The sequence below is a fragment of the Microbacterium sp. 22195 genome (genome assembly GCF_052056515.1).
In the GTDB taxonomy this organism is placed as follows: domain Bacteria; phylum Actinomycetota; class Actinomycetes; order Actinomycetales; family Microbacteriaceae; genus Microbacterium.
In genome coordinates this window covers 1,349,021-1,374,544 of record NZ_JBQEPE010000001.1, presented here as the reverse complement: position 1 = coordinate 1,374,544, position 25,524 = coordinate 1,349,021, and the positions used below count along the sequence as shown (strand labels likewise).

At 71.1% G+C, this 25,524-nt stretch carries 19 protein-coding genes; 14 read left to right on the top strand and 5 right to left on the bottom strand.

The genetic code is table 11. From position 1 onward, the window contains the following. Positions 1-6: 6 nt before the first annotated feature. Complete coding sequence (locus ACTJJ4_RS06695) at positions 7-438, bottom strand: Lrp/AsnC family transcriptional regulator (RefSeq protein WP_285634578.1); 432 nt, start codon at positions 436-438, stop codon at positions 7-9. Between the two features lie 123 nt (positions 439-561). Between ACTJJ4_RS06695 and ACTJJ4_RS06690 the strand changes: the two genes are divergently transcribed. The 12 genes from ACTJJ4_RS06690 (at position 562) to ACTJJ4_RS06635 (ending at position 16,535) form a co-directional block, all read left to right on the top strand. Next, positions 562-1,599: an ornithine cyclodeaminase gene (locus ACTJJ4_RS06690; RefSeq protein WP_292700640.1), complete on the top strand. Its 1,038-nt coding sequence runs from the start codon at positions 562-564 to the stop codon at positions 1,597-1,599. Then, positions 1,596-2,513 carry a citrulline utilization hydrolase CtlX gene (ctlX, locus tag ACTJJ4_RS06685; RefSeq protein ID WP_440942552.1) on the top strand — a complete coding sequence of 306 codons (918 nt, stop codon included), beginning with the start codon at positions 1,596-1,598 and terminating at the stop codon, positions 2,511-2,513. Before ACTJJ4_RS06690 ends, ctlX begins: the two co-directional genes overlap by 4 nt. A 74-nt stretch (positions 2,514-2,587) precedes the next feature. Next, a complete protein-coding gene (locus tag ACTJJ4_RS06680) occupies positions 2,588-4,117 on the top strand; it encodes a DNA-3-methyladenine glycosylase 2 family protein (protein ID WP_440942551.1) in 1,530 nt (509 codons plus the stop codon). After that, positions 4,114-4,617, top strand: a complete 504-nt coding sequence (locus ACTJJ4_RS06675) for a methylated-DNA--[protein]-cysteine S-methyltransferase (RefSeq protein WP_440942550.1) — start codon at positions 4,114-4,116, stop codon at positions 4,615-4,617. The genes ACTJJ4_RS06680 and ACTJJ4_RS06675 overlap by 4 nt, the downstream gene beginning before the upstream one ends. Positions 4,618-4,719: 102 nt before the next feature. After that, positions 4,720-6,120 (top strand): serine hydrolase domain-containing protein, encoded by a 1,401-nt coding sequence (locus tag ACTJJ4_RS06670; protein WP_440942549.1) that lies wholly within the window; start codon positions 4,720-4,722, stop codon positions 6,118-6,120. Further along, positions 6,117-7,157, top strand: a complete 1,041-nt coding sequence (locus ACTJJ4_RS06665) for a dipeptidase (protein ID WP_440942548.1) — start codon at positions 6,117-6,119, stop codon at positions 7,155-7,157. Before ACTJJ4_RS06670 ends, ACTJJ4_RS06665 begins: the two co-directional genes overlap by 4 nt. Positions 7,158-7,297: 140 nt before the next feature. Next, complete coding sequence (locus ACTJJ4_RS06660; protein WP_440942547.1) at positions 7,298-9,352, top strand: dipeptide ABC transporter ATP-binding protein; 2,055 nt, start codon at positions 7,298-7,300, stop codon at positions 9,350-9,352. Next, positions 9,352-10,299: an ABC transporter permease gene (locus ACTJJ4_RS06655; protein WP_440942546.1), complete on the top strand. Its 948-nt coding sequence runs from the start codon at positions 9,352-9,354 to the stop codon at positions 10,297-10,299. The genes ACTJJ4_RS06660 and ACTJJ4_RS06655 overlap by 1 nt, the downstream gene beginning before the upstream one ends. Beyond that, entirely contained in the window at positions 10,296-11,195 is a 900-nt protein-coding gene (locus ACTJJ4_RS06650; RefSeq protein ID WP_440942545.1) for an ABC transporter permease, read from the top strand. The genes ACTJJ4_RS06655 and ACTJJ4_RS06650 overlap by 4 nt, the downstream gene beginning before the upstream one ends. Positions 11,196-11,381: 186 nt before the next feature. After that, positions 11,382-13,238 (top strand): ABC transporter substrate-binding protein, encoded by a 1,857-nt coding sequence (locus ACTJJ4_RS06645; protein ID WP_440942544.1) that lies wholly within the window; start codon positions 11,382-11,384, stop codon positions 13,236-13,238. A 10-nt stretch (positions 13,239-13,248) separates the two neighbouring features. Further along, positions 13,249-14,457, top strand: a complete 1,209-nt coding sequence (locus ACTJJ4_RS06640; protein ID WP_440942543.1) for an erythromycin esterase family protein — start codon at positions 13,249-13,251, stop codon at positions 14,455-14,457. After that, entirely contained in the window at positions 14,454-16,535 is a 2,082-nt protein-coding gene (locus ACTJJ4_RS06635) for a prolyl oligopeptidase family serine peptidase (protein ID WP_440942542.1), read from the top strand. The genes ACTJJ4_RS06640 and ACTJJ4_RS06635 overlap by 4 nt, the downstream gene beginning before the upstream one ends. On the opposite strand, the gene ACTJJ4_RS06630 is transcribed toward ACTJJ4_RS06635, so the two are convergent. From ACTJJ4_RS06630 to ACTJJ4_RS06615, 4 genes are read right to left on the bottom strand one after another with little or no spacing between them, the layout of a single operon-like run. Continuing rightward, entirely contained in the window at positions 16,519-18,141 is a 1,623-nt protein-coding gene (locus tag ACTJJ4_RS06630) for a PucR family transcriptional regulator (RefSeq protein WP_440942541.1), read from the bottom strand. The two genes, ACTJJ4_RS06635 and ACTJJ4_RS06630, sit on opposite strands and share 17 nt — an antisense overlap. 43 nt (positions 18,142-18,184) lie before the next feature. Then, positions 18,185-19,291, bottom strand: a complete 1,107-nt coding sequence (gene menC, locus ACTJJ4_RS06625; RefSeq protein WP_440942540.1) for an o-succinylbenzoate synthase — start codon at positions 19,289-19,291, stop codon at positions 18,185-18,187. Then, positions 19,288-20,151: a GNAT family N-acetyltransferase gene (locus ACTJJ4_RS06620; RefSeq protein ID WP_440942539.1), complete on the bottom strand. Its 864-nt coding sequence runs from the start codon at positions 20,149-20,151 to the stop codon at positions 19,288-19,290. The genes menC and ACTJJ4_RS06620 overlap by 4 nt, the downstream gene beginning before the upstream one ends. Next, a complete protein-coding gene (locus ACTJJ4_RS06615; protein WP_440942538.1) occupies positions 20,148-21,290 on the bottom strand; it encodes a M20 family metallopeptidase in 1,143 nt (380 codons plus the stop codon). The genes ACTJJ4_RS06620 and ACTJJ4_RS06615 overlap by 4 nt, the downstream gene beginning before the upstream one ends. Before the next feature lie 419 nt (positions 21,291-21,709). Here ACTJJ4_RS06615 and ACTJJ4_RS06610 point away from each other — a divergent pair, with 419 nt between their 5' ends. Continuing rightward, positions 21,710-23,656, top strand: a complete 1,947-nt coding sequence (locus tag ACTJJ4_RS06610) for an ABC transporter ATP-binding protein (protein WP_440942537.1) — start codon at positions 21,710-21,712, stop codon at positions 23,654-23,656. Then, positions 23,653-25,461, top strand: a complete 1,809-nt coding sequence (locus ACTJJ4_RS06605; protein WP_440942536.1) for an ABC transporter ATP-binding protein — start codon at positions 23,653-23,655, stop codon at positions 25,459-25,461. The genes ACTJJ4_RS06610 and ACTJJ4_RS06605 overlap by 4 nt, the downstream gene beginning before the upstream one ends. The last annotated feature ends 63 nt before the right edge of the window (positions 25,462-25,524 follow it).

Below are 25,524 nucleotides of genomic sequence, written 5' to 3'. Positions count from 1 at the left end.
GCGGGCTCAGACCGTCGCCGAGCTCAGCAGGATGCTGGTCTCGCTGTCGCGGATGCCGTCGATGCCGCGGATGGTGCCGAGGGTCTCGTCGAAGGACGCCAGGCCGTCGCAGCTGATCTCGGCGACCAGATCCCATCGCCCGTTCGTGGTGTGCAGTGCGGCGATCTGCGGAACGCCGCGCAGGCTGCGGATCACCTCGCGGGTGTTGCGCCCCTCCACGGCGATGAGCATCACCGCGCGCACCACGGATGCCGCGGCGGGGTCGCGGACGCGCACCGAGAACCCGACGATCACGCCGCTGTCGACGAGCCGCTTGAGCCGGCTGTCGACGGTGGCGCGGGTCACGCCGAGGCGCCTGGCGAGGTTCACGACCGACTCGCGGCTGTTGGCGCGCAGCAGTGACAGCAGGCGGCGGTCGAGATCATCTAGAGAACTCATGCACAGAATGTACCCCATCGATGCTCACAATGCTGGTTTCGTTGTGAAAATGACTCATGATGATGAATGAAAGTGACATCGGACGCGCGTAGATTGGAGGGACGAAGAGTGAAGGGATGGACGATGGTCCGTTTTGTCGATGTTCCGAACATGCGCCGCTGGCTGGTCGACACCGGTATCGAGCGCGCGATCGAGGGGATCGCCGAGACGCTCGTCGAGGATTTCAAGCGCTGGGAGGACTTCGACAAGACCCCGCGCGTCGCCAGCCACTCCCACATCGGCGTGATCGAGCTGATGCCCGCCAGTGACGGCCGCCAGTACGGCTTCAAGTACGTCAACGGCCACCCGAGCAATCCCGCGCGCGGTCTGCAGACCGTCACCGCGTTCGGCGTGCTGGCCGACGTGGACAGCGGCTATCCGACGCTGTGGTCCGAGATGACCATCCTCACCGCGCTGCGCACCGCCGCCACCTCGGCCATGGTCGCCCGCGTGCTCGCGCCCGAGGGCGCCACGACGATGGCCATGATCGGCACCGGCAGCCAGTCCGAGTTCCAGGCGCTGGCGTTCCGCGCGCTGCTCGGCATCCGCAGCCTGCGCATCTGGGACACCGACCCGCACGCCATGGACGTGTTCGAGGCCAACATGCGCCCGCTCGGCTTCGACATCGTGCGCGCCGCGAGCGGTGCGGAGGCCGTGCAGGGTGCGCAGATCATCACCACCTGCACCGCGGACAAGGCCAACGCCACCGTGCTGACCGACGACATGGTCGGCCCGGGTGTGCACGTGAACGCGATCGGCGGCGACTGCCCGGGCAAGACCGAGCTCGACGCCCGCATCCTGCACCGCGGCGACATCTTCGTGGAGTACCCGCCGCAGACCCGCATCGAGGGTGAGATCCAGCAGCTCGACCCCGAGTACCCGGTCATCGAGCTGTGGCGCGTGCTCCGCGGCGAGGCCGCCGGACGCACCTCGGCCGAGCAGATCACGATCTTCGACTCCGTGGGCTTCGCGATCGAGGACTTCTCCGCGCTGCGGTACCTGGACTCCGCGATCGACGGCACCGACTACTTCACCGAGGTCGACATCATCGCCGAGCCGGCCGATCCGAAGAACCTCTTCGCGCTGGTCGCCGAGGGCGCCTCGGCGCACAGCCTGGCGTGAGAGCGGCATCCGCTCAGGCCCCGAACGCGGTGGTGCTGATCCGGCCCCACCACTTCCGGCCCAACCCGCAGACCGCGGCGGACAACACCTTCCAGAGCGAGGCCGACCACGACGTGTCGCGCGAGGCCTATGACGCGTGCACGCGCGTGGCCGAAGTGCTGCGCGCCGAGGGCGTGCGCGTGCACCTGTTCGAGGACGAGACCGACACGCATCCCGACAGCGTGTTCCCCAACAACTGGTTCTCCACGCACGCCGGCGGCCGGGTCGCGGTGTACCCGATGTACGCACCGAACCGTCGCGGCGAGCGCCGGGCCGACGTGATCGAGATGCTCAAGTCCGAGTACCGGGTGCAGGAGGTCATCGACTACTCCGGTCTGGAGCCCGACGACCTGTTCCTGGAGGGCACAGGGGCGATGGTGCTCGACCACGTGTCGCGGATCGCCTATGCGGTGCGCTCGCACCGCTGCGACCCGGTGCTCGTGGAGCGGTTCTGCACAGTGTTCGGCTATGAGCCGGTGGTCTTCGACGCCGCGGATCCGGACGGCGTGCCGATCTACCACACCAACGTGATGATGTGCATCGGCACCGACATCGCCCTGATCGGCCTGGACAGCATCGTCGGCGACGTGCGCCGCGAGCAGATCGCCCAGCGCATCCGCGACACCGGCCGCACACTGGTTCCGCTCACCGCCGACCAGGTGGCCTCCTTCGCGGGCAACGCGATCGAGCTGCGCGACCACAACGGCGAGCGCATCCTCGTGATGTCGGAGACCGCCCGCCGCAGCCTCAGCGACGAGCAGGTGCAGGTGATCTCGGCCTCGTGCCGCATCCTGGCGCTGGACGTCGCGCCGATCGAGCTGGCCGGAGGGTCGGCGCGCTGCATGATCGCCGGCATCCATCTCGACCCGCGCTGACCGGCTTCCGGTCGCGGCACTGCCGTGTCCGATTTCCGCCAGCCAGCGGCATTCGGACGTGACAGCATGGAGGCATGACCGAAGCCACGATGACCTTCGACGAGCGGTACCGCGCGATCAGCGCGCGTGACACGCGCTTCGACGGGCAGTTCGTGACGGCGGTGCGCTCGACCGGCATCTACTGCCGCCCGAGCTGCCCTGCGCGCACGCCGAAGCCCGCGAACGTCACGTTCTATCCGACCAGCGCGGCGGCGCACGAGGCGGGGTATCGCGCGTGCAAGCGCTGCCTGCCCGAGGCGACGCCGGGTTCGCCCGCGTGGAATCTGCGCGGCGATGCGGCGGCACGGGCCATGCGCCTGATCGCCTCGGGAGTGGTCGAGCAGGAGGGCGTTCCCGGGCTCGCGAACCGCCTCGGCTATTCGCCGCGTCACCTCACCCGCCTGCTCACCGCGGAGCTCGGGGCGGGCCCGCTCGCCCTGGCCAGGGCGCACCGCGCGCACACCGCACGCATGCTGCTGGTCGGCACCGACATGCCGGTGTCCGAGGTCGCCTTCTCGGCCGGGTTCGCCAGCATCCGGCAGTGCAACGACACGATCCGCGAGGTGTTCGAGATGACTCCGGGCGAGCTGCGCGCCACTCGCCGTGCGACGGAGCGGGGAGGCGCGACCACGGCCGCGGCGACGGCGGATGCCGAGGCGCAGGGCGCCATCGACCTGCTGCTGCCGCATCGCGCTCCCATGGACGCCTCGGGCATCTTCGCCTGGATGGCCGCGCGAGCGCTGCCCGGGGTGGAGACTGCGACCGCGACCTCTTTCGCGCGCCACCTCCGGATGCCAGGGGGACCCGCGCACCTGGAGATCCGCCAGGACGCCGACGGCCGTCTGCGTCTGCGTGCGCGTGTCACGCGGCTCGGAGACCTCGCGCCGCTCGTCGCCACCGCGCGACGGCTCTTCGACCTCGACGCGGACCCGACCGCGGTCGACGAGGCGCTCTCCGCGCACGCCGAGCTCGCGCCGCTCGTCGCGGCGCTGCCCGGCATCCGCGTGCCCGGCGCCGCCGACCCGCACGAGATGCTCATCCGCGCGATGGTCGGTCAGCAGATCACCGTGGCCGCCGCGCGCACCGCGCTGACCGCCCTCGCCGACCAGCTGGGGGAGCGCACCGCGGACGGCGGGATCCTGTTCCCGACCATGACCGCGATCGCCGAGCACGGCGCCGAGGTGCTGCGCGGTCCCGCAGCCCGCATCCGGGCGATCACGGGCGCCGCTGCCGCGCTCGCCGACGGTTCGCTCGTGCTGACCGTCGGCGACGACGCGGCCGAGCAGAGGGCGCGCCTCCTGGCGATGCCCGTCATCGGTCCGTGGACTGCCGACTACGTGCGGATGCGCGTGATCGGCGACCCCGATGTGCTGCTGCCCGGTGACGTCGCCATGCGTGCCGGAGCCGCGGCATCCGGCCTGCCCGCGGAACCCGCGGCCCTCGCAGCCTGGGCCGAGCGCATCGCCCCCTGGCGCAGCTATCTCACCGCCCATCTCTGGCGCGCGGCACCCGTCCGCGCCGTCCGAACCGCGAAACCGAAGACCCCGAGCAAGGAGCTCTCATGACCGCTCTCATCCAGACCATCGACACCCCGGACGGCGCCCTCACGATCCTCGCCGATGAGACGCAGCGCGTGCTCGCCTCCGGCTGGAGCGACGGCCACGCCGCGATCATCGGGCGGGTGCACGCCTCGTTGCGCCCCGACAGCATCGCGGAGGGGAGGACGGATGCCGCCGACGCCGCGCGGGCGTACTACGCCGGCGACCTGGATGCCATCACCACGGTCGCGGTGCATCAGCGCGGCACCGAGATGCAGCGGGTCGGCTGGGAGGCGCTGCGGCGCATCACCCCGGGGCAGCCGCTCACCTACACCGAGTTCGCCATCGAGCTCGGCAGCCCGCAGGCGGTGCGCGCCGCGGCGTCCGTCTGCGCCCGCAACGCGCCCGCCCTGTTCGTGCCCTGCCATCGAGTGCTGCGCTCGGACGGGAGCCTCGGCGGTTTCGCGTGGGGCCTCGACGTCAAGCGGAGCCTGCTCGAGCGAGAGGCCGCCGGCGCCGCTCGCTGAGCGATCTCGACAACTGGGACGGCCCGCAGTCGTCCTGCCGGACGAAACTCCGGCGGGACGACGCCCCTAGGCTCGAGACGTCTCAGTCATCGAGGAGGGCGCATGCCGGAGCTGGCACGGATCCGCGAGTGGGCCGAAGAGCGGTTGCCGGGGCTGCTCGCCGAGCATCGCGTGCCCGCGCTGTCGCTGGCCGTCGCCGCGGGAGACGAGACCTACGAGTACGCCACGGGCGTGCTCAGCACCACGACCGGTGTGACCGCCGACACCGACTCCGTCTTCCAGATCGGCTCCGTCACGAAGGTGCTGACCGCCACGCTCGCCATGCAGCTGGTCGAGGACGGGACCCTCGATCTCGATGCCCCCGTGCGCGATGTGCTTCCGGCGTTCCGCGTGACGGATGCCGCGGCATCCGAGGTGATCACGGTCCGCCACCTGCTGACCCACACCTCCGGGTTCGAGGGCGATGTGTTCGTCGACACCGGTGCCGGCGACGACTGCCTGGAGCGGTACGTCGAGGTTCTCGCCGGCACGCCCCAGCTGTTCGCGCCGGGGGAGATGTTCTCGTACAACAACGCGGGATTCTCGACGCTCGGGCGCATCATCGAGGTGCTCCGCGGCGAGCCCTACGAGCGCGTGCTGCGCCGGAGGCTGCTCGATCCGCTCGGCCTGCGGCACGCATCGGTCGATGCGGACGAGGCGATCCTGCACCGCGCCGCCGTCGGCCACCTCGTCTCCTCCGGGGGCGCGATCGAGCCGACCGCGGTGTGGTCGATGGAGCGCTCGGGCAGTCCGGCCGGATCGAGGCTCGCGATGACGGCGCGCGATCTGCTCGCCTTCGGACGCATGCACCTCGCGGGCGGCGCCGCCGACGACGGGACGCGCCTGCTCTCGGAGGAGTCGGTCTCGCTCATGCGCACCGAGCAGGTGCGGTTGCCCGACATCCACCAGGGCACCGGCTGGGGGCTCGGCTGGGAGCTGTTCGAACGTCCCGGGGCGACGGTCGTCGGGCACGACGGGAGCACGATCGGCCAGTCGGCACGACTGCGCCTGCTGCCCGCGGAGGGAGTCGCGATCGCCATCCTCGCCAACGGCGGCGAGACGCACGCCGTGTTCGCGCAGATCATCGACCGGATGCTGCTCGAGCTGGCGGGCCTGCCCCCGGAGCCGCCGCTCGCACCCACCGGCCCCGCCCCGCAGGACGCGACGCGCTTCCTGGGGCGCTACGAGTCGAGCACGGCCATCACCACCGTCAGCCGGACCGATGACGGCAGGGTGTGGCTGGACCGCGAACCGCGCGGCGTCGTGGCGGAGCTCGGCGATCAGCCCTTCCGCACCGAGCTGCTCGGCTGGCACGAGGACGTGCTCCTCCCCGTCGAGGCCGAGGGCGGAATCCGCCAGCCGGTCGCCTTCCTGGGCGACGACGGCACCGGCCGCGCATCGCACCTGCACACCGGACGTGCCGACAGAAGGACCGCCGGTGGGGAGACAGGATGGGAGGCATGATGAAGGATCTGCATCGCCGGGCCGTCGTCGCCGACGCGCACAACGACCTGCTCTGCGCCGTCGCGACCCGCCCGCCGGAGGAGTGGGCGTCGTTCTTCCGGACCCGCTGGCTGCCGCAGCTGCAGGCCGGCGGTGTCGATCTGCAGGTGCTCCCCGTGTTCATCGACGACCCGTACCGGCCCGAAGGCGCTCTGCGGCGCACACTGCGCATGATCGAGGCGGCGCACCGCCTGGCCGAGGGGAACGCGGATGCCGTCGCGCTCTGCCTCACCGGCGGGGACGTGGATCGCGCCATCGCCGGCGGACGCATCGCGCTCGTGCTCGCGCTGGAGGGGATGCCGGGCATCGGGGAGGACGTCGAGCTGCTGCAGACCGTGCACCGTCTCGGCGTGCGCATCGGTTCGATCGCGCACTTCGGACGGGCGGCGTTCGGCGACGGCAGCGGGGAGGACGCGGCCGGCAGCAGGCTCACCCGCGCGGGCGTGCGGGCCGTGGCGGAGATGGAGCGGCTCGGGATGCTGTTCGACGTCAGTCATCTGGGTGCCGGCGGCGTCGACCACGTGCTCGAGCTCGCCACGCGTCCGGTGATGGCCACCCACTCGTCCGCACGGGCGCTGCGCGACCATCACCGCAACCTCAGCGACGAGCAGATCCGCGGGATCGCCGCCACCGGCGGTGTCGTCTGCGTGAACTTCTTCGCACCCTTCCTGCACGAGAGCGAGTACACGCTCGACGTGCTCGTCGACCACCTCGAACACGTCGCCGCGGTGGCCGGCGTCGATCGGGTGGGACTCGGGCCGGACTTCGTGCGCGAGGTGCTCGACGACACCACACCGCCCTGCTGCGTGGTGGACACGGTCGAGGGCGTGCCCGCGAACGCGTACCTCCCCGGGCTCGAGGGCCCCGAGGGGCTGCCGCTCGTCACGGATGCCCTGCTGCGCCGCGGCTGGGCGGAGCCCGACGTCCTGGCCGTGCTCGGCGGCAATCTGCAGCGGCTGCTGCGCGTCGAACTCGGCGCCCCGGGCGACGGCGCCTGATTCGTCGAGCTCGACGAACGGACCCGACGTCGTTCGCAGGCGCGGACGAACGCGTCGCCTGCCCGTTGCCGCAGTATCGAAGAGTCGCAGCACCGGTCCGCACGTCCGGGGGCTGCAGGGAGTCGCAAGGGAGCGCGCGCATGCTGACGATTCGGGACCTGTCGGTCGAGATCACGCACGGCGACCGCATCGTGCGCCCCGTCACCGGCGTCGACCTCGAGCTGCATCGCGGCGAGACCCTCGGCATCGTCGGCGAGACGGGTTCCGGCAAGTCCATGACCGGGCTCGCGGTCATGGGCATGCTGCCCGGCGGCGGCCGCGTGGTGAGCGGATCCATCGACCTCGACGGCACGGAGCTCGTCGGCCTCGGCGAAGCCTCCTACCGGCGCATCCGCGGCAACGACATCTCCATGGTCTTCCAGGACTCGATGACCTCGCTCAACCCGACGCGCAGCATCGGCGACCAGGTCGCCGAGCCGCTGCAGCTGCACCGCGGCATGTCGCTGCGGGCCGCCCGCCGCAGCGCCGCCGAGATGCTCGCTCTGGTGGGCATCCCGCGCCCGCAGGAGCGCATGGGCGACTTCCCGCACCAGCTGTCCGGCGGCATGCGCCAGCGGGTGATGATCGCGATGGCGCTGATCTGCGAACCGCGCGTGCTCATCGCCGACGAGCCGACCACCGCGCTGGACGTGACGATCCAGGCCGAGATCCTGGAGCTGCTGGGCGAGCTGAAGCAGCAGCTCGGGATGGCCATGATCCTGGTCACGCACGACATGGGCGTGGTGGTCCGGCATGCCGACCGCGTCGGCGTCATGTACGGCGGCCGCCTGGTCGAGACCGGCCGCACGCCCGATCTGTTCCGCAGCACGCGGCATCAGTACACGCACGCGCTGCTGTCGTCCATCCCGACGCTCGCCCAGGACAAGGACGTCGAGCTGTTCAGCATCCCCGGATCGCCGCCGGATCCGGCCGACCCGCAGACCGGATGCCGTTTCGCCCCGCGCTGCGCGGCGGCGACCGAGCGGTGCCGGACCGAGACTCCTCAGCCGGTGGCCGGCCCCGGGGAAGGCCACCTGTTCGCCTGCTGGAACCCGGTGGACGAGAGGCAGGCGAAGCGCGAGGTCCGTCGCTTCGACGCATCGGAGCGCGCGGCATCCGAGAACGACGCGCAGCGGGTGCGCCTCAGCGTCGTCGACCTGCGCAAGGAGCATCCGGTCTCCGCGAAGGGCGTCTTCGGACGCCGCCGCTCGGTCAAGGCCGTCGCAGGCGTGAGCTTCGAGGTGCGCGCGGGAGAGGCGTTCGGGCTCGTCGGCGAGTCCGGCTGCGGCAAGTCCTCGCTCGGGCGGATGCTGGTCGCCCTCGACGCGCCCACCTCGGGCGAGGTGCTGCTGGACGGCCACCGGGTGTCGGGGCTCAGCCCGCGGCGGCTGGGTGCACGACGCGCGAAGCTGCAGATGATGTTCCAGGACTCGCATGCGTCGCTGGACCCCAAGATGCGCATCGACGCGATCCTGTGCGAGCCGATGGTCATCCAGGGCATCGGCACCGCGGAGGAGCGCACCGAGAAGGCCAGAGCCATGCTCGCCTGCGTCGGCCTCGGGGCCTCGATCCTGGAGCGCTATCCGCACGAGCTGTCCGGCGGCCAGCGTCAGCGCATCGGCCTGGCCCGCGCGCTGGCGCTGGACCCCGATGTGCTGGTCGCCGACGAGCCGGTCAGCGCCCTCGACGTGTCCATCCGCTCGCAGGTGCTGAACCTCATGCGGGGCATCCAGCGCGAGCGCGGCCTGTCCAGCGTCGTGATCTCGCACGACCTCGCCGTGGTCCGCTATCTCGTCGACCGGGTGGGCGTGATGTACCTGGGCGCGCTGGTCGAGGTCGGCGCGACCGATGAGGTCTACACACGGCCGGCTCACCCGTACACCGCCGGTCTGCTGGCCGCCGTGCCCGTCGCCGACCCCGACCTGGCCGACGCCCCCGTCGACCGCGTGCACGGCGAGCTGCCCAGCCCGCTGGACCCGCCGAGCGGATGCCGGTTCCGCACGCGGTGCCCGCTGGCCACCGACCTGTGCGCCCGCGTCGAGCCCGCGCTCGAGGACGTCGGCGGCGACCACGCTGTGGCCTGCCACTTCCCGCTGCAGCCGAAGCTCCGCGAGACGACGACGGCCGAGACCCTGACAGCAGGAGAGGTGCGCTGATGTGGTTCCTGCTGAGACGCGTGCTCGTGTCGCTCGTCGTGCTCCTGGGCATCTCCCTGGTCGTGTTCCTGATGCTGAACCTGATCTCCGACAGTCCCGGCCGTGCCGCCCTGGGGCAGCAGGCCTCGCAGGCCGCCGTCGACGCGTTCAACCGCGAGCACGGCTACGACCGGCCGGTGCTGATCCAGTACGTCGACTACCTGCTGCAGCTGCTGCGCGGTGACCTCGGCCGCTCCTACAAGCTCAACGAGGAGGTCGGCACGCTGCTGCTGCAGAACGCCCCGCGCAGCGCGATGCTGTCGCTGGCGGGACTCGTCCTCGCCCTCGTGATCGCCATCCCGCTGGGCATCCTGCAGGCGGTGCGCCGCGGCCGCTTCATCGATCGCGCCGCGACCTCGATCTCGTACCTGCTGTACGCGACCCCCTCGTTCCTGATCGCGCTGGTGCTGATCGGCGTCTTCAGCCAGACCGTCCCGCTGTTCCCCGCCGAGGCGTCCCAATCGAGCTCGCCCTGGGTGGTGTTCACCGATCCGCGCTCCATGGCCCTGCCGCTCATCACCCTCGCCATCACGAACGTCGTCGTGTTCGCGCAGTACCAGCGCTCCGCGGCGCTCGAGCAGCTGGGGATGGACTACATCCGCGTGGCGCGCGCCAAGGGGGCGTCCGAGCGCATCGTGCTCACCCGGCATCTGCTGCGCAACGCGATCACCCCGATCATCACGCTCGTCGGCGTGCTGATCCCCACGCTGCTCGCCGGGAACCTGATCGTCGAGGCGGTCTTCAACTACCCGGGACTCGGCCTGCTGTTCCTGAACAGCCTTCATCGAGAGGACTATCCGGTGCTGCTCGCATACACCCTCATCGGCGGGGCCCTGACCGTCGTCGGGAACCTCGTCGCGGATCTCGTCGTCGCCCGCGCCGACCGGCGGATCGAGCTGGGCCGATGAGCACCGCGCGCGCCGAGGTCGCCGCCGAGGAGCTGCCCGCCCTCGCGACCCGGAACCCGATCTCGCGCTCCGCGGTGCTGAGATCGCTGTGGCGCAGCCGGACCGGCCGCACGGGCGCCGTCCTGCTCGTAGCCCTGGTGCTTTTCTGCTACCTGGGGCCGCTCATCCACCCGACGAACCAGACCGACGTGGACCTGCTGAACGCGGCGCTGCCGCCCGGGGACGGCTTCCCGCTCGGCACCGACAGCAACGGCTTCGACGTGCTCGGCCGGCTCATGCTGGGTGGTCAGGTGTCGCTGCAGATCGGTCTGCTCGCCGCCGTGTTCGCCACCACCCTGGGCACGATCTACGGTGCGGTCGCGGGGCTCGCCGGCGGAGTGGTCGACGGCATCATGATGCGGGTCGTCGACGTGCTGCTGTCGATCCCGTTCCTGTTCTTCGTGCTGATCATCGCCGCGCGCTTCACGGCGACACCGCTGACGCTGAGCCTGGTCATCGGCGGGTTCTCCTGGCTGGTCGCCGCCCGGCTGATCCGCGGCGAGGTGCTGTCGCTGCGGGTGCGCGAGTTCGTCTCGGCGGCTCGGCTGATGGGCGCGAGCAACCGGCGCCTGATCTTCAGCCACCTCATCCCGAACACGTTCGGTGTGATCATCGTGAACCTCACCTTCCAGGTGGCGGACTCGATCATCGTGCTCGCGGCGCTGGGCTATCTGGGCTTCGGTCTGAGCTACCCGGTCACCGACTGGGGCAGCCAGCTCTCCAGCGGGGTGTCGTTCCTGGCGGCCGACTACTGGTGGCTGATCTACCCGGTCGGCGGGTTCATCGTGCTCACCGTGCTCGCGCTCAACCTGCTCGGCGACGCCCTCCGGGACGCCATCGAGCACCGCTCGCTCTGAACCCGGACCCGGTTCTGCGCCCTGTGTCGGACCCGACGGATCCCCGCTCGTGAATCTGTCGGGATCCCTGAACGGGGCGCGATGCGGATGCGCCACGCTCGGAGCATCGGACATCCGCATCACCCGACGGACCACTCCGACCCCCATCCCGAACATCCTGAACATCTCGAACAAGGAGCACAGCTCATGTCGCAGGTTCCGCGGAGGCGAGGACGCCTCCTTCTCGCGCTGGCCACGGCCGGCGTGCTGTTCATCACCGGCTGCACGGCATCCGGTGCGCCGGTCGAACCCGCCCAGTACGACAAGATCCCCGCCGAGAGCGGCACCCCCGTCGACGGCGGCGTGGTGACCATCGCCCTCACACCCGGCCTCACCCCCAACTACATCTACCCGTACCCGCCCGCCGCCACCGGCGGCACGGTGATCGGCTACGACCTGATGTGGCGGGCGCTGTACCGCACGAGCCTGGAGGGCGAGCCCTTCGACGCGGCGACCAGCCTGGCAGAGGAGCCGGTGATCAGCGACGACGGTCACACCGCGACGATCGCCCTGAAGGACCATTCGTGGTCCAACGGCAAGCCGGTCACCGCGGACGACGTCGTCTTCACCTTCGACCTTCTCAAGGCGGCCATCGCGGAGAGCCCGGCGAACTGGGCCTTCTACACGCCCGGCCAGTTCCCGGACGGCGTCACCGTCACCGCGGCGGACGCCCGCACCGCGGTGTTCTCGTTCGAGAAGCCGTACAACCCGTCGTACCTCGTCTCGCTGCTGCAGCTGCTCTACATCATGCCCTCGGCGGACTGGAGCATCGCCGCGACCGGCGGACCCGTGCTCGACTACACGCAGCCCGAGAACGCCACGGCGATCTACCACTACCTGACGGGCCAGTCCGAGGATCAGTCCACGTTCGTGACCAACCCGCTGTGGCAGATCGTGAACGGCCCGTACCAGCTGTCGGCATTCGAGCCGACCACGGGCTCGTTCTCGCTGACCCCGAACAAGAAGTACTCGGGACCGGGCGACTCGCGCATCGAGCGGGTGGACTTCAAGGCCTTCACCTCGCCCTCCGCGGTGTACAACCAGTTCGCCGCAGGCGAGCTGACCACAGGGCGGCTGGATGCCAGCTTCGCCTCGAAGATCGACGACCTGCGCAAGAAGGGCTACAACGTGTACGGCGCGCCGTCGCCGGCGCGCTTCGACGGTCTCGTGATCAACTTCGACAACAAGGTCGACAACTTCGACAAGATCATCGGCCAGCTGTACATCCGCCAGGCGATGCAGCACCTGATCGACCAGCCCGGGTACATCAAGAGCCGTGGCATCCACAGCGGCACCGCGACCGCGAACTACAGCACCGGCGGCCTGAACTCCGCCTACCCGCCCGAGTTCGGCGACAAGGCGACCTACCCCTACGACGTGAAGGCGGCCGAGAAGCTGCTCACCGACCACGGCTGGAAGGTGGACGCCGAGAAGGGGACCACCTGCGTGCGGCCCGGCACCGGCGACGACCAGTGCGGCGAGGGCATCCCGAAGGGGCAGAAGATCACCTTCACGATCGCGTCGGCCAACGACCCCGCCTTCGTCGGCGCCCGGGACCTGGCATTCGTGTCGCAGCTGAAGAAGGTCGGCATCGACGCGAAGGTCGTCACCAAGTCGCTGAACTACATGTACGAGAACTACGGCAACTCCTACGCACCCGACAACGCGGACAAGTGGGCGATGCAGGACTTCGGCGCCTTCGTGCAGACCTCGTACCCGACCAGCAACAACGCCTTCAACACCGGCGGGAGCTTCAACCTGGGCAGCTACAGCAACCCCGAGGCCGACAAGCTCATCGAGGCCAGCACCTTCGGCGCGGACCCGAAGGCGCTGAGCGCGGAGGTCACCATGCTGTCGAAGGATCTGCCTGTGCTCTTCTTCCCGACGCCGGACAACCTGATCGTCTGGAAGAAGGACCTCTCCGGCCCGCCGTCGACGTTCCGGTCCATGCTGAAGTTCGTCTACTCTCCCGAGCAGTGGTACTTCACCGAGAAGCAGAAGTAGGACGCCGTCGATGAGCGCGCAGATCGCGAAGCGGGTCAGGCCGATCCCGACGGTCGACTCCGCACGGCCCGGATTCCCGGCGCCCGAGGCGATCGGCGCGCTCATCGGCGATGCCAGGGTGATCGCGCTGGGCGAGGCCGCGCACAGCGTGGTCGAGTTCACCGCCCTCGGCGATGCGCTGCTGCGCACCCTGGTGCAGGACCACGGCGTCACGGCGTTCGTGATGGAGTCCGGCTTCGCCGAGGGGCTGCTGATCGACGACTGGATCCACGGCAGCCCGGGGGAGGTCGAGGACATCGCCCGCGCGGGCATCACCTACGGGTTCGGCGAATCCGACGGCATCCGCCGGCAGCTCACCTGGATGCGGGAGTGGAACGCGGCCGGCGGCGACGTGCGGTTCTACGGCATGGACCTGCCCGGCTCGTCGACCTCGCCGGGAACGGCCGTGCGCGCCTGCCTCGCGCGCATCGCGCCCGAGCCCGGCGACGAGGAGCTGCTGCGGCGCACCGACCTCGGCGGTCGCACCGATGCGGCGATCGCCTACGCGGAGATGCCGGACGATGCGCGGGCGGAGGTCATCGCCTCTCTGCGGGCCCTCGTGTCGCGCGTCCGCTCCCAGGATGACGAGATCGCCCTGCGGTGCGCGGCCTCGATCGACGCGTTCCTCGCCGAGCTCGACTGGGCGGGCGGCGCAGGACCCTATCCGCGTGAGACGTTCATGGCCGAGACCGTGACATGGATCGCGGAACGCGAGCCCCGCATCCTGGTCTACGCCCACGACACCCACGTGCGCCGTGCGCCTCTGGAAGGGCGCGACTGGATGGGGGCGCTGCTGGCCGACCGGCTCGGTGACGGTCTGCGAGTGATCGGAACGACCTACGGCACCGGCCCGGTCGTGGTCTTCACGCAGCGCTCGCCGCGTCCCTTCGACTGCGATGTCGAGCTGCGGGAGCGCGGCACGGAGCCCGGCACGATCGAGCGGGCGCTCGACACGATGGTCGCGGGAGGAGCCGCGGCACTGATCGACCTGCGCGGACTCGACGCGGATGCCTTCCCGGGGGTCGACGCGATGCTGGTCGGAGGAGGTCGCGAGGCCCTGCCCGATGTCCCCGGCTCCTTCGACGCGCTGATCCACTTCACGCGCGTGCACGCCGCACCGGGGGCGTTCGAACGGCTGAGGGCCGAGTTCGACGCGCCGAATGCGCAGGCGGACCGATGATCCCGTACCCGCCCGCCCGCCTCGACGACGTCGTGGAGCACGTCGCCGGCATCCCGATACCCGACCCGTACCGCTGGCTGGAGGGCGAGACGGAGGAGGTGCGCGCCTGGCAGCGGGCGCAGGCCGAGCTCGCGGCCGAGGTCATCGGGGCCACGGGGAAGACGGATGCCGCTCGCGCACTGATCGCCGAACATGAGCGCGGTGCCAGGCCCGGCCTCCCGCGGCATGGGGGCGGTCGCTGGTTCCGGGTGGAGGTGGACTCCGTCCTGGTCGCCTCCGAGCCCTACGGTGCGGGCCGGACGCTGGTGACCCTCTCGACGTTCGACGAGCCGGGCCGGCCGGCGGTGCTGGCCTGGTTCGCGCCGTCCCCGGACGGACGGGTGCTGGCGCTCGGCGTCTGCACCGACGGCAGCGAGCACAACAGCATCCGCCTCATCGACGTCGACACCGGCCGGATCCGTGACGACGCACCGGGCGAGATCCTGCACAGCGCCTGGGGCGGTGGCGTCTCCTGGCTGCCGGACGGCTCGGGGTTCCTCTTCCTCGCACTCGCCGGGTCGGCCGCCGACTTCCGTCAGGTCGTGTACCGGCGGATGCTGGGGGAGCACGGTTCCTCGGTGGTCGAGGACATCCCCGTGCCGGCGGGATCGCGGGAGTACACCCGCATCCAGTTCTCCCGCGACGGACGATGGGCGGTCGCCAGCCATCGGGTCGGCACTCCCATCCCGGTCGCCGTCCGCGACCTGACCTCGGGCGCCCCTTGGCGGCGCTTCATCCACGACTGCCCCGACATGATCGCCGGACACATCGTCGGCGATTCCTACGTCGCCGTGACCGACCACGGCTCGCCGCGGGGGAGGGTCGTGGCGATCGCCCTCGACGAGCCGCATCCCGACGACCCGAGCACGTGGCGCGTGCTGGTGCCGGAGAGCGACACGGTGCTCCGCTCGCTCACGCCGGTCGGCGGGCACCTGTACCTCAGCGGCTTCGCGGAGACGGCGGCGCGGATCCGCGTGCTGTCCACCGCCCGCGTCGACGACCGCGACCCGGGCGACCGCGGCGCCGGAATCCGGTGCGCGGATGCCGGCGAGGTGCCGCTGCCGGCCGACGGTGCGCTGGGCGCATCCTTCTTCCCCCTGACCGGCCTGAACCCCGACGACGGCAGCGGTGAGTTCCTCTTCGCGTTCTCGACGCTCACCACCTCGTGGAGCGTGCACCGGCATCGGCCGGGTGACGACCACGTCGACGAGCTGATCGCGCCGGCGGTGCGGGTGGCGGCATCCGTCGAGTACCGCTCGGCGACCTCCGCCGACGGCACGGCCGTGCCGTATCACGTGGTGCGGCCCGACGGACTGCCTGCCGGACCGGCACCCGCACTGATCTCGGCGTACGGGGCGGCCGGCATCCCGACCCTCCCCGGATATCAGCCCGACCTGGCCGCCTTCGTCGCGGCCGGCGGCACCCTCGTGCAGGCCCATCTGCGCGGCGGCGGCGAATTCGGGCGCGACTGGTTCCGCGCGGCGGACAGGGAGCGACGTCGTGTGCGCGACGCGGATCTGCTCGCGGTCGCCCGGGACCTGATCGCGCAGGGCATCAGCGAGCCGCGGATGCTGGCGCTCACCGGCGGCTCCGACGGCGGGCTCATGTGCGGCGTCGCCGTGACCGAGCATCCGCAGCTCTGGTGCGCGGTCCTTCCGCGCGCCCCTCTGCTCGACCTCATCGGCGGCATCCGCATCCCCTACCTCGAGTTCGTGATCCGCAAGGCCTGGGGCGATCCCGGCGTTCCCGCCGACATCGAGCGGCTGCGTCGCTCCTCGCCCTACGAACTGGTCTCGCCCGCCGCGTTCCCGCTGGTCTACGTGCAGGCGGGCGACACCGACCCGCGTTGCCCTCCGGCGCAGGCGCGCAAGTTCGTGGCACGGATGCAGGCCGCTCAGCGCGGCGAGCAGCCGATCCTGCTGCACGTGTTCGAGAACGCCGGACACGGTGCCGGCACCAGCGCGGCCGTGCTGCAGGCGCAGGACGCCGAATGGCTGGCCGTCCTGATGGCGGCGCTGGGACTCAGCGGTCGCGTCTGATGTCGATCAGGCGCAGCTGCAGCTGCACGGCGAACCGTGCGCTCGGGTCGTCGAGGTCGAGCCTGCCCACCTCCGCGACGCGGCGCAGCCGGTAGCGGAACGTGTTCTGGTGCACGAACATCGCCGCCGATGCGGCGGTCACGTCGCCCATCGCGTCCAGCCAGGCGCGGAGGGTGTCCACCAGGCTGGCCTGATGCGTCTCGTCGTAGGCCAGCAGGCGCGCCAGCGGACCGGAGGGGACGTCGCGCGCCGCGCCGGTGAGCTCGAGCAGCAGCGACTCGGCGTGCACGTCCTCCAGGCGGGCGACCTGCGTGTCCACGACGTCGGCGCGCAGCACGCGCATCGCGCGGTCGGCGCTGGAGCGCGATCGGGGGAGCTGCGAGATCTCCTGCACCACGCCGCCGATCGTGATGAACAGCCGCTGCGAGGAGCGCACCCGGGTGAGGAACTCGTTCGCCAGCCGGACCGCGCTCTCCTCGGCATCCGGCGTCGTCGCGACCACCGGGAGCACGCCGTAGGCGACGTCGCCGATGAGCCCCACGATCGATCGCGGCTGCGCGAACAGCAGGTGCACCGAGAAGGCGTCGGCGATGCGCTTGCGCTCCGCGGCGACCGCGGCGTGCGGCAGCTGGTCCGTCGCGGGCGCATGCAGCGACAGCGCCAGCACCATGACCGGCTCCTCGCGCAGGCCGAGCCGGTGCGCCGCCTCGGCGGCGCCGGGACCGCCGTCGAGCACGCTGCGCAGCTGGTCCGCGCGCAGGCGCCGTTCGGCATCCGCATCGGTGCGCTGCCACACGAGGTGCATCGCGACGAGCCGCGCGGAATCGCGGAGGGCGCGCATGCCCTCCTCGCTGAGGGGCGTGGGCGAGGCCACCCAGATGGTGCCGAGCATCTCGTCACCGGCGCGCACGGCCATGACCGTCCGGCTGCTGTCCGGATCGTCCAGCGGCGGCACCACGACGGGGGAGTCGCTGCGGTTGATCTCCTGCAGGACACCGGCCTCCTCGAGCAGGCGGGTGTAGTGCTGCGGCAGCTGACGTCCGCGCGTGACGGTCGGAGCGCTGCTCTCCGGGGCGTGCGAGAAGGCCAGCAGCTGCGCGTTGCGGTCCTCGATCGTCACCGGCGCCTCGAGCAGCGCCGCGATGGCGTTGGCCATCGCGAACAGATCACCGGCGAGGATGCCGCCGAAGGTGACCGGTCGTGCGTCGTCGGGGCCGCCAGGGGTCATCAGGGCCCGGAACAGGCCGGCCAGGTGCGCCCAGGTGGTGCCGCGGGACAGGGTGAACAGGACCACCCCGGTCTGCTGCGCCGCGGCCACGAGCTCTTCGTCGGCGGCGAACGGCGCACGCACCACCAGCCCTGCGGCGCCGCTCAGGCCCAGGCGCGTGATCACCTGCAGCACCTCGGCGCTGTTCTCCAGCCCGACCCCGAGCACGATCGCGTTGCGGGGAGCCTCGGGCTCGTCACGCGGATCGTGGATGGCTACCGCCTCGATGAAGCGGTCGGGGGACACCTCGCCGGCGACCACGTCGAGAAGCGTTCCGCCCAGCTCCTCCATGACGTGCACCAGGCTCGCCTGGGGCCGGTGGTTCATCGCGGGGCGCACGTCTGCGAGGCTAGCATCGGGGCCGCGGCCGGGTCGGCCGTGCTCATGACACCGGCACCCATTCGCGGGCGACCGTGTACCGGGCGAGCCTGTCCGGATCCGGCGTGACGCCGATGCCAGGACCGGTGGGCACCTCGAGGTGGCCGTCCACGAGGCGGAACGGCTCGGTGAGATCCTCGTCGAAGTACCGCTCGGACGCCGAGGTGTCGCCAGGCAGCGCGAACCCCGGCAGGGCGGCGAGGGCCACGTTGGCGGCCCGGCCGACGCCGGTCTCCAGCATCCCGCCGCACCAGACCGGCACACCGTGCGCGGCGCACACGTCGTGGATGCGCCGCGACTCCAGGTAGCCGCCCACCCGTCCGGCCTTGATGTTCACGATCCGGCACGCGCCCAGCTCGATGGCGGTCGCCGCCGCGCGGGCCGAGAGGATCGACTCGTCCAGGCAGATCGGGGTCGCCAGGCGCCGGGCGAGCGCCGCGTGGCCGAGCAGGTCGTCCATGGGCAGCGGCTGCTCCACCAGGGAGAGGTCGAAGGCGTCCAGGGCGAGCAGATGGTCGATGTCGGCCCGCTCGTAGGCGGCGTTCGCGTCCACCTGCAGCATGATGTCGCCGAAGCGCTCCCGCACGGCGCGGACCGGCTCCAGGTCCCAGCCCGGCTCGATCTTGAGCTTGATGCGCAGGTATCCGTCCGCGAGGTACCCCTCGACGGTGTCGAGCAGTTCGGGGATGGAGTCCGCGATCCCGACGGAGACGCCGCTGGGCACATGCGAGCGCACCGCGCCGAGCGCGTGCGAGAGGGATTCGCCGCGTTCGCGCAGGTCGGCGTCGAGGACCGCGGTCTCCAGCGCCGCCTTGGCCAGGCGGTTCTCCTTGAACCGCGACAGCGCAGGCGACACCCGATGCCCGTCCAGATCAGGCACTCCGGCGAGTGCGGGGATGAGGTGCCGGCGCAGCACATCGGCGGCGCCCAGCGTGTACTCGCCCGAATACAGCGGCGCCTCGCTGGCACCGCACTCGCCCCAGCCCTCCGCTTGGTCCGTGACGGCCCGCAGCAGCAGCGTCTCGCGTACCGCCTCGGTGCCGAAGGAGGTGCGGAACGCGCCCACGAGCGGCATCGCGATGTGCAGGATCTCCACGCCTCTGAGTCTCATGGCGTCTCCGTTCTGTCGAGGATGTACCAGCCCGTGCGGTCGAATCCGCGCACCACCGCGCCATCGGCAAGGAGCGCGCCCAGTGTCCTCCTGATGGCGAGTCGCCAGGCCGCGGACCGCGCGGGATCCTCGGCGCGCATCGCCTCGATGTCGGCCGGGACCGCGACGAGGACCGTGGCGGCGTCCGCATCCCCGAGCACCGGCCGGCCCTCGGCGTCGGCGCGCAGCGCGACGGCGGCATCCGGCACGTCCGAGGCGGCGCACGGCCGGGGGCGGCCCGCGGCCGCCTCGCACGCTCCGGGGCTCAGCAACGGCCACCGGGCCATGAGGCGGTCGGTGATGTCGTCGCGGTTGATGGCGTCGTCCATCGAGCCGTACAGGTCGGGGAGGTACTCGCCGGCGACGGCGCCGAGCTTGCCGAGATTGAAGTGCGCGTTGCGGCGGATCAGCGGGTCGAAGGTCCAGGTGATGGTCTCGGCGCCGTGCTCCAGCGCCCAGGCGCGCTGGTGCAGCTTCAGCGCGAACCCGATGCCCGTGCCGCGGGTGCGGGGGAGAGCGCCGGCGATGTGACTGTGCAGCCGGCGCTCGCCGGGAGGGGCGAAGAAGCCCAGGCAGGCGGCGGCGAGTCCCTGCGCATCGAAGGCGCCCGCGACGTAGCCGCCCGCCGTGCGCATCGCGGCCAGCATGTCGGCCGTGACCGGAGGGTTGGTGGCGCCCGTGCTCCAGACCTCTTCGATCAGCGCGCGGACGCGGGCGTGATCGTCGATGCGGTCGATCAGCTCGATCCGCATCCCCGTCGAGGCGGCCGCGGCGGCGGCATCCGTCTGCGCGGCCACGACGACGTCCGCCTCGGTGCTCACACCCGCTCCGGCTCGGTCCGGGCCGGAGCCGCGGCGGATTCGGGGGAGACGAGCAGGTCGGCGATGAGCGCGGTCAGCAGGCGCGTGCGACCGGGGAGCTCGGCCACCAGCACGTGCTCGTCCTCGGCGTGCGCGCCGCCGCCGACGGCTCCGAGACCGTCGAGCGTCGGAGTGCCGACACCGGCGGTGAAGTTGCCGTCGGATGCCCCGCCGACCGACATCGCCTGCAGGGGCGGCAGCCCGATGCGCGCGGCGACCCGCTCGGCACGCGCGAACAGCGCGGCGGATGCCTCGGGCTCGAGCGGCGGCCGGTTGATGCCGCCCTCGACGCGCACCGACGCGCCGGTGAGGCGGGGGCGCAGGGCGGTGATGGCGTCGTGCGTGCGGTGCTGCTCGGCCACCGATGCGGCGCGGACGTCGACGCTGAACGAGGCCCGGGCGGGAACCGTGTTCGACGTGGTCCCGCCGTTGGCCGTGGTCGGCGTCACGGTGGTGCCCCGGAGAGGATCGGACAGCGCCGCCACCGCCTGCACCTGGTGGGAGAGCTCGATGGTGGCGTTGACGCCGTTCTCCGGTTCCAGGCCGGCATGAGCCGCACGCCCGTGCACGTGCACCTCGTACCGGGAGACGCCCTTGCGCGCGGTCTTCAGCGCTCCGCCGGGGCCCGCGGCCTCCAGGATCAGTGCCGCCTCGCACCCGCGGGCCTCCTGCTCGATCAGCGCTCGCGAAGTGGGCGATCCGGGCTCCTCGTCGCCGGTCACCAGCACGGTCACGCCATCGCGATCGGGCAGCGCGGCGACCGCGTGCAGGGCCATGACGAGCCCCGCCTTCATGTCGAACGAGCCCGGCCCGCGCAGCTTGCCGTCCACGACTTCCGCCGGGTGCGCCTGAAGCGATCCCACCGGCCACACCGTGTCGTGATGACCGAGGACCAGCACCCGCGCCTCCGCGCCGAACCGCCACCGCAGGTGGGTGCACCCGTCGATCACCACGCGCTCGGGCGCCGCGCCCAGCAGCCGGGTGCCGAGCTCCGCGACGGCATCCGCGCTGCGTCCGACCGCCTCGAGGTCGTGCGAGGGCGACTCGCATCTCACGAGGCGCTGGACGTCCGCGATCAGATCGTCGGCGTTCTCCGGCATCGATGCTCCCTTGCTGTCGCCTGTGCGGTCCCGGAAATCCATCCTGCGGCCCGGCCGCCGCCTGGCGTCTGTCGGAATGACCGAATGCCGGTGCCTGCTTTGGTCGGGCTCGATGAGCGCGCCGAGACGGGAGCGTCGGAAGCCTCGGAAAGGGATTTCCTCTTGCCTTCAGCAGGGACACGGGCATAGGCTCGAAGGCTGTCGCGCCGATCGGTCCGACGAAGCCGAGCCTGAGGAGGACACCATGGAAACGACGACTGTCACGACGTTCATCGCCCTCGGCTCGCGCGCACCCCGCCTGCGCGACTGAACGCGGCCGGCGGCCCTCCGATACGGAGCAGCACCGCCCGCCCGCCACACCGGATGCCGAGCATCCGGCCCCCTGTCTTCGTCACCTGATCGCTACGCAACCGAGAGCCATGTCTGCCAACTCTTCTTCGTCGTCCCTGTCAACGTTCGCCGCACTCTGGCGACTGAAACCGTTCATCCGGCCGATCTTCGGTCGCCTCATCGGCGGTGCGGCCAGCGCGCTCGCCGCCGCCGTCATCGCCCTGATGATCCCGATCGTGCTCGAGCAGATCGTCAAGGGCCTGGGCGACGTCTCCGGCGCGCACCTGAACGGCGGTGTGATCGGGCTGATCGTCGCCGGCGCCTTCGGCGTGCTCGCCCTCGCACTCGGCGAGGCCGCCATGGTGTGGCTGCGCCGCTGGTTCGTGCTCACCCCCGCCACCGAGGTGGAGTACCGGATGCGGGCCGAGCTGTACTCGCGTCTGCAGAACCTGCCGGTCGCCTTCCACGACCGCTGGCAGTCCGGACAGCTGCTCAGCCGCATGATGCAGGACCTCAGCCTGATCCGCCGCTGGATCGCGTTCGGCCTGATCCTGCTGGTCGTCAACATCCTGACGATCATCATCGGCGCGCTGCTGCTGTTCCGCTGGCACTGGATGCTCGGAGCGATCTTCATCGCCACGGGCATCCCGCTGTGGGTCGCCGGCTATCTGTTCGAGAAGCGCTACGGCACGCTCGCGCGACGCAGTCAGGACCAGGCCGGTGACCTCGCCACCAGCGTGGAGGAGAGCGTCCACGGCATCCGCGTGCTGAAGGCCTTCGGCCGGGGCAAGCACGCGCTGACCCGGTTCAGCCGACAGGCCGAGACGCTGCGCGAGACCGAGCTGGGCAAGGCCCGCGCAGTCGGCCAGATCTGGTTCTGGCTCGACCTCATGCCGCAGCTCGCGTTCGGCCTGAGCCTGATCACCGGCATCTGGCTGATCTCGACCGGAGCCATCAACGTCGCCGAGCTGTTCGCGTTCTTCGCGATGGCCACCGTGCTGCGCTGGCCGATCGAATCGATCGGCTTCCTGTTCTCGTTCATGCTCGACGCTCGGACGGCGACGGACCGCGTGTTCGACATCTACCGCGAGACCAACACCATCACCGACCCCGAGAAGCCGGTGCACCTGGCGGAGCCGCGCGGCGCACTCGCCTTCGAAGGCGCCCGCTTCCGGTACCAGGATGCAGGCCCGTCCGAGCGCGACCTGCTCGACGGCATCGATCTGGTGCTCGAGCCGGGCGAGACCATGGCCCTGGTGGGCCTGACCGGGTCCGGCAAGACCACGCTCACCACGCTGCCCGCGCGTCTGTACGACGTGACAGGCGGCCGGGTCACGCTCGACGGCGTGGACATCCGCGACTTCGAGCTGGCCGAGCTGCGTCGGCACATCGCGATGGCCTTCGAGGACGCCACGCTGTTCTCGGCATCCGTCCGCGAGAACGTGCTGCTGGGCCGAGCCGACCTCGACCTGCACAGCGAGGAGGCCGACCGCGTGCTGCGCGAGGCGCTCGACGTGGCGCAGGCCGGGTTCGCGGACTCGCTGCCCGACGGGCTCGAGACGATCATCGGCGAGGAGGGGCTGAGCCTCTCCGGCGGTCAGCGACAGCGTCTGGCGCTGGCCCGTGCCGTCGCCGCCGCGCCCAAGGTCCTCGTCCTCGACGACCCGCTGTCGGCGCTCGACGTCGACACCGAGGCTCTCGTCGAGGAGGCCCTGCGGCACGTCCTGGCTGAGACCACGGCGCTGATCGTCGCGCACCGTCCGTCGACCGTCGCGCTCGCGGACAGGGTCGCGCTGCTCGAGAAGGGCCGGATCACGGCGGTCGGGAAGCACTCCGACCTGCTGCGCACGAGCGCGCACTACCGCCACGTGATCTCGAGCCTGGAGGCTGAGGAGGCCGCGCGCACCGGGACCATCCCGATCATCACCGAGGCCGTCGCAGAGGCGCACCGCGCGTCCGCCACGGCATCCGGCGACGACGAGACCGCGGTGCCCGCGGACGAAGCATCCGCCACCGAAGAGGAGGTGCAGGCATGACCATCACGGGAACCCGGGACGAGGACCGCTCGGACCTGACGAAGGAGGAGAGCCGTGCCATCCGGCAGCGCTCGCTGCGCCTGCTCGGCTCGCTGATCCGCCCGCTGCGCCTGCGCATCGTGGTCGCCGCGATCGTGCTGGTCGTCTCGACCGCGCTGCAGGTCGCGGGGCCGATCCTGATCGGCATCGCGCTCGACTCCGCGCTGCCGCAGCTGCTGAAGAACGCGGACTGGATGCCCGCGATCATGGTCACCGCGGTGTACCTGTTCGCCGGCATCGCCGGTTCCGCGCTGATCGGCTTCTACGTCGTGCTCGCGGCCCGCATCACGCAGGCCGTGCTTCTCGACCTGCGCAAGCGCATCTTCCTGCACACGCAGCGACTGAGCCTGGAGTTCCACGAGTCGTACACGTCGGGCCGGATCATCTCCCGGCAGACCAGCGATCTGGACTCGATCCGCGAGCTGCTGGACGGCGGGCTGAACAACCTCGTCTCGGGCGTGCTGTTCGGCATCTTCACCTTCATCGCGCTGGTGATCGCCGACTGGCAGGCCGGCGTCGTGCTGCTGCTGGCGGGTGTTCCCCTGGTGCTGCTGATGCGCTGGTTCTACCGCCGTTCGCAGCTCGTGTACCGCGAGTCGCGGGTGATCAGCGCCAAGGTGATCGTGCAGTTCGTGGAGACGATGACCGGCATCCGCGCGGTCAAGTCGTTCCGCAAGGAGCCGCGCAACGACGTCGCCTTCCGCAAGGTGGCGGGCGACTACCGCGACATCAACCGGCGCTCCATGGTGCTGTTCGGCACCTTCGAGCCCGGACTGATGGCGGTCTCGGCGCTGACGATCACCCTGGTGGTGCTGTGGGGCGGCATCCGCGTCGCCGACGGCGCCCTCGGCGTCGGCGTGCTGCTGGCGACCGTGCTGTACGTGCGCAACTTCTTCGCGCCCATGCAGGAGATCGCGATGTTCCTGAACTCCTACCAGTCCGCCACGGCGGCGCTGGAGAAGGTGTCGGGCGTGCTCGAGGAGGTGCCGACCGTCCCGGACCCGCAGAAGCCGATCGACCTGTGGGAGGCGCGGGGCGCGATCCGCTTCGACGACGTGACCTTCGGGTACAACGGCGACAAGACCATCCTGCCGAGCTTCTCGCTCGACATCCCCGCGGGGCAGACCATCGCACTGGTGGGCACGACGGGAGCGGGGAAGTCGACGCTCGCCAAGCTCGTGTCGCGGTTCTACGATCCGAGCGAGGGCGAGGTCACGCTGGACGGCGTCGACCTGCGGATGCTGCATCCCAAGGACCTGCGCCGTGCGATCGTCATGGTCACGCAGGAGGCGTACCTGTTCAGCGGGACCGTGGCGGACAACATCGCCCTCGGCAAGCCGGACGCGACGTTGGACGAGATCCGTGCGGCGGCCCGCGCCGTGGGTGCGGACGAGTTCATCACCTCGCTGCCGGACGGCTACGACACCGACGTGAACAAGCGCGGTGGGCGCGTCTCGGCGGGGCAGCGGCAGCTGATCTCGTTCGCGCGCGCGTTCCTCGCCGATCCGGCGGTGCTGATCCTCGACGAGGCCACCGCATCGCTGGACATCCCGTCGGAGCGGCTCATCCAGGACGCCCTGCAGACGCTGCTGGCGGACAGGACGGCGATCATCATCGCGCACCGCCTGTCGACCGTCGCGATCGCCGATCGCGTGCTGGTGATGGAGCACGGGAAGATCATCGAGGACGACACCCCGGATGCCCTGATCGCGGGCACCGGCAAGTTCGCCCAGCTGCACGCCGCCTGGCAGGAGACTCTGGTCTGACATGCCTCCCCGACAGCCCGTCCGTCCCGCCCTTCGGCGCGGCCGGGCGGGCTGTTAGGTTGA